Source organism: Streptomyces sp. NPDC127119 (assembly GCF_042677425.1).
Classification (GTDB): domain Bacteria; phylum Actinomycetota; class Actinomycetes; order Streptomycetales; family Streptomycetaceae; genus Streptomyces.
Genome location: NZ_JBHXTO010000213.1, coordinates 1 through 10,490 on the forward strand (window position 1 = coordinate 1; position 10,490 = coordinate 10,490).

At 70.1% G+C, this 10,490-nt stretch carries 7 protein-coding genes; 1 reads left to right on the forward strand and 6 read right to left on the reverse strand.

The window, feature by feature from the left end; all coding sequences use genetic code 11:
- Positions 1 to 49 precede the first annotated feature (49 nt).
- Positions 50 to 319: a hypothetical protein gene (locus ACFVH5_RS41760; RefSeq protein ID WP_385838908.1), complete on the reverse strand. Its 270-nt coding sequence runs from the start codon at positions 317 to 319 to the stop codon at positions 50 to 52.
- Entirely contained in the window at positions 316 to 1,311 is a 996-nt protein-coding gene (locus ACFVH5_RS41765; RefSeq protein WP_385838909.1) for an SPFH domain-containing protein, read from the reverse strand. The genes ACFVH5_RS41760 and ACFVH5_RS41765 overlap by 4 nt, the downstream gene beginning before the upstream one ends.
- A gap of 277 nt (positions 1,312 to 1,588) precedes the next feature.
- Between ACFVH5_RS41765 and ACFVH5_RS41770 the strand changes: the two genes are divergently transcribed.
- Positions 1,589 to 3,880 carry a transglycosylase domain-containing protein gene (locus ACFVH5_RS41770; protein ID WP_385838910.1) on the forward strand — a complete coding sequence of 764 codons (2,292 nt, stop codon included), beginning with the start codon at positions 1,589 to 1,591 and terminating at the stop codon, positions 3,878 to 3,880.
- A gap of 224 nt (positions 3,881 to 4,104) precedes the next feature.
- Here ACFVH5_RS41770 and ACFVH5_RS41775 read toward each other — a convergent pair whose 3' ends face one another.
- The 4 genes from ACFVH5_RS41775 to ACFVH5_RS41790 form a co-directional block, all read right to left on the reverse strand.
- Positions 4,105 to 5,568: a catalase gene (locus ACFVH5_RS41775; protein ID WP_385838911.1), complete on the reverse strand. Its 1,464-nt coding sequence runs from the start codon at positions 5,566 to 5,568 to the stop codon at positions 4,105 to 4,107.
- Positions 5,569 to 5,748: 180 nt separating this feature from the next.
- Positions 5,749 to 7,890: a SpoIIE family protein phosphatase gene (locus ACFVH5_RS41780; RefSeq protein ID WP_384812291.1), complete on the reverse strand. Its 2,142-nt coding sequence runs from the start codon at positions 7,888 to 7,890 to the stop codon at positions 5,749 to 5,751.
- Positions 7,891 to 8,262: 372 nt separating this feature from the next.
- Positions 8,263 to 8,955: a DUF402 domain-containing protein gene (locus tag ACFVH5_RS41785; RefSeq protein WP_385838912.1), complete on the reverse strand. Its 693-nt coding sequence runs from the start codon at positions 8,953 to 8,955 to the stop codon at positions 8,263 to 8,265.
- A 72-nt stretch (positions 8,956 to 9,027) separates the two neighbouring features.
- A complete protein-coding gene (locus tag ACFVH5_RS41790) occupies positions 9,028 to 10,413 on the reverse strand; it encodes a class II fumarate hydratase (RefSeq protein WP_385838914.1) in 1,386 nt (461 codons plus the stop codon).
- Positions 10,414 to 10,490 lie beyond the last annotated feature (77 nt).

Below are 10,490 nucleotides of genomic sequence, written 5' to 3' on the forward strand. Positions count from 1 at the left end.
GAACTGCGCGAGCAACCCCCACCGGGCCCGCACCCGACAACGGACCCGCCTACTCCTCGCCCTCCTCGGAGAGGGGAGGGCGGCCTCGGCGGGGGAGGGGGCCCGTGCCGCCGGGGAGGCGGCCCGCCTCGCCCAGTGCCCGCCGCAACAGGAACTCGATCTGCGCGTTGGCCGAGCGCAGCTCGTCCCCGGCCCACCGCGCCAACGCCTCGTACACCAGCGGATCCAGCCGCAGCAGCACCTGCTTGCGCTGCTGCGGCGGCCGTCGCCGGGGCGGATCGGGGGGAGTCGGAGGGGCACTCTCCGGAGACGGGCTCACTGGTAGAGGGACCCCGTGTTCAGGACGGGCTGCGGCGCCCGGTCCCCGCACAGCACCACCATCAGATTGGACACCATCGCCGCCTTCCGCTCGGAGTCCAGCTCCACGATGTCCCGCTCGGAGATCCGCGCGAGCGCGGCCTCCACCATGCCGACCGCCCCGTCCACGATCTGGCGCCGCGCGGCGACGACCGCCCCCGCCTGCTGCCGCTGGAGCATCGCCGAGGCGATCTCGGGCGCGTACGCGAGATGCGTGAAGCGGGACTCGATGATCTGCACGCCCGCCGCGTCCACCCGCGCCCGCAGCTCGACCGCGAGCTTCTCGGTGATCTCCTCCGCGTTGCCCCGCAGGGACAGGCCCTCCTCGTCGTGGGCGTCGTACGGGTACTCGATGGCGATGTGCCGCACGGCCGCCTCGGTCTGCGTGGAGACGAACTCCAGGAAGTCGTCCACCTCGAAGCTCGCCTGCGCGGTGTCCTCGACGCGCCACACCACGACGGCGGCGAGTTCGATCGGGTTGCCGTAGGCGTCGTTGACCTTGAGGACGGCCGTCTCGTGATTGCGTACCCGCGTCGAGATCTTCGTGCGGGACGTGAGCGGGTTCACCCAGCGCAGCCCGTCCTCGCGGATCGTGCCGCGGTAGCGACCGAAGAGCTGGACGACGCGGGCCTCGCCGGGCGCCACCATGTTCAGACCGCACATGGCGATGAAGGCCGCGAGGCCGATCAGGATGCCGGCCACGATGAGCACGGCCTTGCCGCCGGTGGCGTCCACGGCGGTGGCGGAGACCACCAGAGCGGCGCCCAGCAGCAGTCCGAGGAGCCCGAGCAGCAGCGCGAGCCCGCCGCCGATGCTGTGCGCGGAGACCTCCCGTACGCGCGGGGCGGGCATCGCGGGTACGTCGGCGATGTCTGCCCCCGTTCCCGTTCCCGCGCCCGGTCCTGCCCCTGTTCCTGTCCCTGAGCCTGTGTCCGGAGAGTCGTGTGTGGACATGGGTGTTCCCCCGTTTCGTGGTGCTTTCGGCGTCGTCGTCCCGTGTGCGGACGCTCGGCTCGATCCATCCAAGCCTATCTAAGTGATATCACTTTACCCGTCACAGCAACCTTCCACTCCCGTGAATCGTCGGTTCCATAGGGGTGGGTGCTGATTCTCACGTCCGTAAAAGGCCGGATCGGCAGGCGTTTGTCCTCAGCTGCGGTGTTAGTTTGCTGAGCTGACCTGAGCGATGAACCTGTGAGACACGAGAGACGGAAGCGGAGCGGACGTATCCATGGGACGAGCGGATGAGAGACGAGCGCGGCAGCGCGGTGGACACCGCGGCGCGCCGAAACGCTCGTCCAAGGCGGAGGGCAAGACCGGCAAGAGCGGTATACGCCGGCTCTTCACCTGGAAGAAGATCCTCGGCACGTTCTTCGGTCTCTGCCTGCTCGGCATGGCCGCCTTCGTCGGGCTCTATCTGATGATCGACGTCCCCAAGGGGAACGCGGCGGCGGTGCAGCAGAGCAACATCTACAAGTACGCCAACGGCGACACGCTCGCCCGCGACGGTGAGGTCAACCGCGAGCTGGTCGACCTGGACCAGGTCTCCAAGGGCGTCCGGATGACCTTCGTCGCCGCCGAGAACAAGTCCTTCTACAAGGACTCCGGCGTCGACCTGAGGGGCACCGCCCGCGGTCTGCTGAACACCCTGTCCGGCAAGGGCAAGCAGGGTGGTTCGACGATCACCCAGCAGTACGTCAAGAACTACTACCTCACACAGGACCAGACCGTCACGCGCAAGCTGAAGGAACTGGTCATCTCGCTGAAGGTGGACCGCCAGCAGTCCAAGGACGACATCCTCGCGGGGTACATCAACACCAGCTACTACGGCCGCAACGCCTGGGGCATCCAGGCCGCCGCGCAGGCCTACTACCAGGTCGACGCGGACAGGCTCAGCGTCGCCCAGAGCGCGTATCTCGCCGCCCTGCTCCAGGCCCCGAGCCAGTACGACTGGGCGGTGGCGAGCGACACCAGCAAGAAGCTCGTCAAGAACCGCTGGAACTACGTCCTCGACAACATGGTCGAGGAGGGCTGGCTGGACTCCGCCAAGCGCGACGCCATGACGTTCCCCGTGCCGAAGGACCCCAAGGGCGCACCCGGCCTGGAGGGCCAGGCGGGCTACCTGGTGGAGGCCGCCAACTCGACGCTGGAGAAGCAGCTCGTCGAGGAGGGCACGGCCTCCGACATGGACGAGGCCGCGACGATGGTCAAGGCGGGCGGCTGGACCATCACGCTGAACATCGACAAGAAGAAGCAGGCCCAGCTGGAGAAGGCCGTCAAGGCCAGGCTCACCAGCAAGCTGGACGGGAAGAAGCGGGACGTCGACGCCGACATCCAGGCCGGCGCCGCCTCCGTCGACCCGAAGACGGGCCGGGTCCTGGCGATGTACGGCGGCGTGGACTACGTGAAGCACTTCACGAACAACGCCACGCGCCGCGACTACCAGCCCGCCTCCACCTTCAAGCCGGTCATCCTGGCCGCGGCCGTCGACAAGGACGCCACGACCCAGGACGACGACCCGATCGCGGCGAACACGATCTACGACGGCACCAGCAAGCGTCCCGTCCTCGACGACGGTACGAAGGTCGGCTTCTCCCCGCCGAACGAGGACGACGTCGACTACGGCGACGTCGACGTCCAGACCGCGATGAACAAGTCCATCAACTCCGTCTTCGCGCAGATGGGCGTGGACGTCGGCATGGACCAGGTCATGAAGACCGCGGGCGAGCTGGGCATGGACGTCGAGGGCGTCAAGTCGGTGCCCGCCCAGACCCTCGGCACGATGGGCGCGAGCCCGCTGGAGATGGCCGGGGTCTACGCGACCCTCGACAACCACGGCAAGAAGGTCACCCCGGCCGTCGTCAAGAAGGTCGAGCACAAGGACCGCGCGGTCAAGTTCCCCGACCCGATCGGCGATCAGGTCGTCAGCCGCGAGGCCGCCGACACCGTCACCTCGGTGCTCACGGGTGTGGTCGACGACGGTACGGCCCGGACGTCCGTGCGCGACAACCCGTCCCGGGGCGGGCAGCAGGTCGCGGGCAAGACGGGTACGTCCGACTTCAACAGGTCGGCCTGGTTCACCGGTTACACGCCGGACCTGGTCACCTCGGTCGGGATGTTCGGCGAGGACGCGAAGTCCCACGCGCAGGTGACGATGCAGGGGGCCACCGGCCTCCTGCCGGGCAAGGGCCGCGTCAACGGCGGTGGCTATCCCGCGCAGATCTGGGCGGCGTACACCTTCGACGCGATGGGTGACGTGACCAAGTTCGACCTGGACACGAAGCAGGGCGCGGCCGTCAAGCCGACCCTTACGCCGACGGTCACGCCCTCGACGACGGCCCCGTCCGTGGAGCCCTCCACCGAGGACCCGACGACGAAACCGCCGACGAGCACCTCGCCGCCGGAGTCCTCCCCCGAGGAAACCCCCACGGAGGAGGACCCCACCCCGACGACGAGCGCCCCGTCGTCCCCGGGCGGCATAGAACTCCCCCCGGACCCCGACGACCCCCAATCAAACGACTGACCTGCGGCCCCGGTGGGGGCCGGCCGCGCAGTTCCCCGCGCCCCCATGAGGGGCTGCGCCCCATCAGGGGCGCGGGGAACGGCGCAGTCTTTCGCCTTCAGGGGCGCGAGGAACTGCGCGCTCAGCCACGACGGACCCGCACTTCTCAGCGGCGCCCAGGCCCCTCCAGGGGCGCGGGGAACTGCGCGGCTGGCCACGACGGACCCGCAGCTTCCCACCGGCGTTCACGCCCCCCTGACCGCCTGGGCGATCCGGTCGCCGAGCGACTTGTCGACGTTGCGCCAATACTGGAACGCCCGCTCCAGCACAGGCGGTGAAACATCGGCCAACAGATGCCCGCTGACGTTCGCCACGAGCCGCTCACGCTGAGCATCATCGAGCACCTGCCGGACCATCGTCCCGGCCTGCCCGAAATCGTCGTCCTCGCGATGCCGTTTCGTCGCCTCGCGCACCAGCTCACCCGCGGTCTGCCAGCTCGCCGGCTCGCCGAACCGCTCGAAGTCGGCCGCGGGCCCGCCGTACGAGTTGGGCGCGTACGGCCGCGCCGCACCGGACGGCACGTACCGCATAGGCCCGTCCTTGGCGTACGAGTTCACCGCCGAGTGCGGCCGGTTGGGCGGCAGCTGCGCGTAGTTCGGCCCGATCCGGTACCGGTGGGTGTCCGGGTACGAGAAGAGCCGGCCGAGCAGCATCTTGTCCGGCGAGGGCCCGATGCCCGGCACCAGATTGGACGGCTCGAAGGCGGCCTGCTCGATGTGGACGAAGTAGTCCTCGGGGTTCTTGTCGAGGACCATCCGGCCGACGTCGATCAGCGGGTAGTCGCTGTGCGGCCACACCTTCGTCAGATCGAAGGGGTTGAAGCGGTAGTCCGCCGCGTCCTCGAACGGCATGACCTGGACCTTGAGGGTCCAGCTCGGCGCGTTCCCGGCCTCGATCGACTCGTACAGGTCGCGGCGGTGCTTGTCCGCGTCCGAACCGGCCAGCTCGTCGGCCTCGGCCTGGGGGAGGAACTCGATGCCCTGATCGGTCTTGAAGTGGTACTTCACCCAGAACCGCTCACCGCCGCCGTTGATCCACATGTAGGTGTGGGACGAGTAGCCGTTCATGTGGCGGTACGTCCTCGGGATGCCCCGGTCGCCCATCAGCCACGTCACCTGGTGCGCGGACTCGGGCGACAGCGTCCAGAAGTCCCACTGCATGTCGTTGCTGCGCAGCCCGGTCGCCGGATGGCGCTTCTGCGAGCGGATGAAGTCCTGGAACTTGATCGTGTCACGGACGAAGAAGACCGGCGTGTTGTTGCCGACCATGTCGTAGTTGCCGTGCTCGGTGTAGAACTTCAGCGCGAAACCGCGCGGGTCGCGCCAGGTGTCGGGGGAGCCCTGCTCACCCGCGACGGTGGAGAAGCGCGCCAGCATGTCCGTGCGCTTCCCGGGCTGGAAGAGGTCGGCCCGGGTGAACTGGCTGACGTCGTTGGTGACTTCGAAGAAGCCGTACGCGCCACTGCCCTTGGCGTGCACCACCCGCTCCGGTACCCGCTCCCGGTTGAACTGGGCCATCTTCTCGATGAGGTAATGGTCCTGGAGCAGGATCGGGCCGTCGGGTCCGACGGTGAGCGAGTGTTCGTCGCTCTCCACCGGAATCCCGACGTTGTTCGTGGTGTACGGAGCCTGGTCGGGTGCCTGCGTCACGAGCGTCCTCCCGTTCGAGAAGAGTCGATTGATCGCTTCGCTCACCCAGCAGTCAACTCCGCCGACGGGATGTCGGCAACATTTGGACGGGGTCCAATTCCGGTGGTGTTCCGGCTCGCTTTCGGGCTCGCTTTCGGGGTCGCCGGGTCACTGCCGGGGTGAGTGCAGCCTGGGTACCCCTCAGCTGTGGTTCAACTCGAACCAGACGACCTTTCCCGCACTGAGCCGGGTCGCACCCCACCGCCTGGCCAGCTTGTTCACCAGGTAGAGACCGCGTCCGCCCTCGTCCGTGGCGCGCGCCTGCCGCAGCCGGGGCAGCTGCGGGACGTCGTCGCCGACCTCGCAGCGCAGCACGTCGGTACGCAGCAGCCGCAGCGTGACGGGCCGTGACGCGTACCGCACGGCGTTGGTGACGACCTCGCTGACGAGCAGCTCCACGGAGTCCGTGAGCTCCTCCAGGTCCCAGCGGGACAGCGCCTTGCGGGCCAGCCGGCGGGCCCGGCCGGGCGCCGCGTCCTCGGGGTCGAGGTGCCACAGCGCGACATCGCTCGGCGCGATCCCGTCGAAGCGGGCGGCGAGCAGCGCGATGTCGTCGTCCCGGTCACCCGGGCCGAGCATGTCGAGCACCTCGTCGCACAGGGCTTCCAGGGGCGGCGGATGGTCCGGTCCGGTCAGCTGGGCGGTGGCGGCGATCCGCTCGCGCAGCTGCTCTATCCCGGTCCACACGTCACGCAGCCGCGACTCCACGAGCCCGTCGGTGTACAGCAGCAGTGTGGCGCCCGCGGGCGCGTCCAGCTCGACCGCCTCGAAGTCCACGCCCCCTACGCCGATGGGAGCACCCGGCGGTACGCGCAGTACCTCGGCGCGCCCGCCCAGATGCAGCAGTACGGGCGGGGGATGGCCCGCGTTGGCGATGGTGATGCGGTGCGCGACCGGGTCGTACACCGCGTACAGGCAGGTCGCCATGCGGTCGGTGCCCAGGCGCTGCGCCTGCTCGTCCAGGTGGTGCAGGACCTCCTGCGGCGGCAGGTCGAGCCCGGCGAGGGTCTGCGCGGTCGTGCGCAGCTGGCCCATGATCGCCGCGGAGGTCATGGAGTGGCCCATGACGTCACCCACGACGAGGGCGACCCGGCTGCCGGGCAGCGGGATCGCGTCGTACCAGTCGCCGCCCACCCGCGCGGTCTCGGCGGCCGGCAGATACCGGGACGCCAGCCGCACACCGGTCGGCCGGGGCAGGGTCTCGGGCAGCATCGTGCGCTGCAGTTCGTCCGCGATGTACGCCTCGCGCCCGTACAGCACCGCCTTGTCGATGCCGAGCGCGCTGTGCGTGGCGAGCTGCGCCGCGACCAGCAGGTCGTCGGTCTCGAAGGCGGGCCGGTCGGGGCGGCGCAGGAACAGCGCGGCCCCGATCACGCGCCGCCGGCCGCGCAGCGGCGCGAGGATCGCGCGCTGGCCGCCGGGCACGCTCAGGTCGTCGCCGATCAGCTCGGGCAGCGCGGCCCGTGCGGCGGGCGCGTCCGCGAAGACGGGCCGTACCCCGCGCAGCACCTCGTTCAGGGCGCCACCGGGCCGTACGGTGCACAGCTCGGCGGTGATGCCCAGGTCCGGCTCGGGCTGCAGCGCGGGCAGCAGGAAGCCCTCGGTGTCCCGGTCCTCGGGGATCCGGTCCGTGCGCCGCAGCCGCAGCACGACGGGCCCGGTGGGCCGCTCGTCGCCCACCGGCAGCGGATCGCGCAGATAGACGAGGATCGCGTCCGAGAAGGTCGGCACGGTGGCCCGGCACAGGCCCATCACGATCTCGTCGAGGTCGATGCCGCGGGCGATCCGCCGGGTGGCGGCGCCCACGAAGCGCAGCCGGTCGCCGTCCCGGCGCATGGGCATGGGCGCGCCGGGCGCCGGGCTCTGTCCCGTACGCCGGTCCTTGCCGCCCAGGTGGACGGCGGCCTCCGTGCCGGACCCGCCGCCCAGGGACTCGGGCCGCGGCCGGTGCGGATCGGGTTCGCCGGCCGGTTCGGTGGCCGACGGCTGGGAGTGCTCGGGCCCGGAACCGGCGGGCGCGCCCGTGGCGGCGGACTGTGCGTCCGCGGTCACGGGTGTGCCGATCGGGCCCTGGCCGTCGGGAACGGGCATGCCGACGGCCCCCGGGGTGTCGGGGGTGTCGTCAGGCCGTCCCTGCGCCGGTAAACCGGGTGAGCCCTGTGCGGGCGGCTCCGGGGTGCGCAGAAGCGCCCCGCGAGGGTCCGCGGGGGCCGTCGGCCTGGCAGCGCTTGGCTGTCGGCGCTCATGGGAGGTGGGGTGCTCCGTCACGCGTGTCGAATCCATCCGTCCGGTGCTGCGCGCCGTGCGTGCAGTTCGTCCCGCAGAGAGCCCGATACCCGGAATGCGTGCCCCAGGAACGGAATCCCCGCGTGATCAGACAGCCTCTCAGAAGAATGACCTTCGGACACCGGCGGGAACGGTCTGATTCGCCGGCGCCGGGCCGTACCGCTGTGACCCTCGTACCCCACGCTCACGTCCTGCCGCCCCTCGGTGACGTTCGGTCAAGCCCAGCGCTTTGTGCGGGAGTTGCCGTGGCGCACCCGCCCGCCGCCCGACCATCACTCCTCAACGACGGTGTCGCGCACCGACCCTGACTGTTCGTTCGCGTTGCGGAGGACGATCCTACGGTTCTACCACGGGGGCGTATCAAGGGTCTCATGTGGACACGTGCGCCGGTGTGCGATCCCAGTCGTCGGGCAGGGACGGTACGGACCAGGCGGGATCGGGGCGCCAGTGCTGCCAGCCGTCCGAGAACGGCGGACCCCAGCGGCGGATCACCTCCACCGCGGCACGTCCGGCCTCGCTCACGCGCGCGGCCAGCCGTTCGTCCATCAGGCCGTCCCGCTGGGCCTGCGCGAACTCGTCCTCGTCGCGCCAGCCCCAAGTCCGGTCCGGATGTACCGAGATGTCCAGGAAGTGGTCCTCGGAGTCGACGCCGCCGGCCCATCTGGCCAGCGGTTCCTCCAGGTTGACGTACCAGTTCTTGAACTGCCAGCCAGGCTCCCAGAACAGCCACACCGACCAGGGTTCGCCGGGCCGCGCCAGCTTCAGTACGCCCGTGCCGAACCAGCGGTCGCGCTGCACGGTCCGCGGCTTGGTGTAGCGGGACTCCAGCGGCTCCGCGTGCACGGACGTGCCGTCCGTGAGGACGGGCTTCACGCACTCCGTCCCCGGGGCCAGCCACACGGCGAGCAGGTCGCCGTCGTCCCGCACGACGGTCACGGGACGCGCGATGTGGACGTGATCGCCGGCGTTCTCCCGGTACCGCCACAGGATCTGACTCCCGGGGTTCCAGTACGCCGCCGAACCGCCCGCTTCCACGTGTGTCACCGCTCCACCCTCTGCCATGAACAGATATTAGGTGCCCAGGGCATACGACGCTGCGGTAAGCGCCATGGTTCGCCTGCTCGCCGGACGACGTTACGGCCTTGTCATCCGCAGGACATCCAGGGCCTCGTCCAGTTGCTCCCGGGTGAGGTCGCCGCGCTCCACGTACCCCGATTCCAGGACGACCTCGCGGATGGTCCTCCGCTCGGCCAGCGCCTTCTTGGCGACCTTGGCGGCCTCCTCGTACCCGATGTACTTGTTCAGCGGGGTCACCACCGACGGCGACGACTCGGCGTACTCGCGGGCCCGCTCGCGGTTGGCCGTGATGCCGTCCACGGTCCGGTCGGCGAGCAGCCGGGAGACGTTGGCGAGCAGCCGCACGGACTCAAGGACGTTCTTCGCGATGACCGGCAGCATGACGTTCAGCTCGAAGTTGCCGGAGGCTCCGGCGACACCGATCGTGGCGTCGTTCCCGACCACCTGCGCGGCCACCATCAGCACGGCCTCGGGAATCACCGGATTCACCTTGCCGGGCATGATCGAGGAACCCGGCTGCAGATCGGGCAGATTGATCTCCGCGAGCCCCGTACGCGGTCCGGAGGCCATCCACCGCAGATCGTTCGCGATCTTCGTGAGCCCCACGGCGATGGTCCGCAGCTGCCCGCTGGTCTCGACGATCCCGTCCCGCGCGCCCTGCGCCTCGAAGTGGTCGCGCGCCTCGGTCAGCGGCAGCCCGGTGGTGCGCGCGACCTCGGCGATCACCGCGCCGGAGAACCCGGGCGGCGTGTTGATCCCGGTCCCGACGGCCGTTCCCCCGAGCGGCAGCTCGGCGAGCCGCGGCAGGGAGGCCTCCAGCCGCTCGATCCCGTACCGCACCTGGGCCGCGTACCCGCCGAACTCCTGGCCCAGCGTCACCGGCGTGGCGTCCATCAGATGGGTCCGGCCGGACTTCACCACATCGGCGAACTCCTCGGACTTCCTGGACAGCGCGGCGGCGAGATGGTCGAGCGCCGGGACGAGATCACGGGTGACGGCGGCGGTCGCGGCGATGTGGAGGGACGACGGGAAGACGTCGTTGCTGGACTGCGAGGCGTTCACGTGGTCGTTCGGGTGTACGTCCCTGCCGAGCCGTTCCGTCGCCAGCGTGGCGAGGACCTCGTTGGTGTTCATGTTGGACGAGGTCCCCGACCCCGTCTGGAAGACGTCCACGGGGAACTCCGCGTCCCACTTCCCGTCCGCGACCTCGGCCGCCGCCTCCTGGATGGCCTCCGCGACGTCCTTGTCCAGCACCCCGAGGCCCGCGTTCACCTTGGCCGCCGCCGCCTTGATCCTGGCCAGTGCCTCGATGTGGGCGCGCTCCAGACGCTGCCCGGAGATGGGGAAGTTCTCGACGGCGCGCTGGGTCTGGGCCCGCCACTTCGCGTCCGCGGGGACGCGGACCTCGCCCATGGAGTCGTGTTCGATGCGGTAGTCGGTCATAGCAGGTATATCGCCCCCGCCGCCCCTGCCCATTCCCGTCACTGACTCGGGGGCCGGCCCCCCAACCCCCGGTCCTC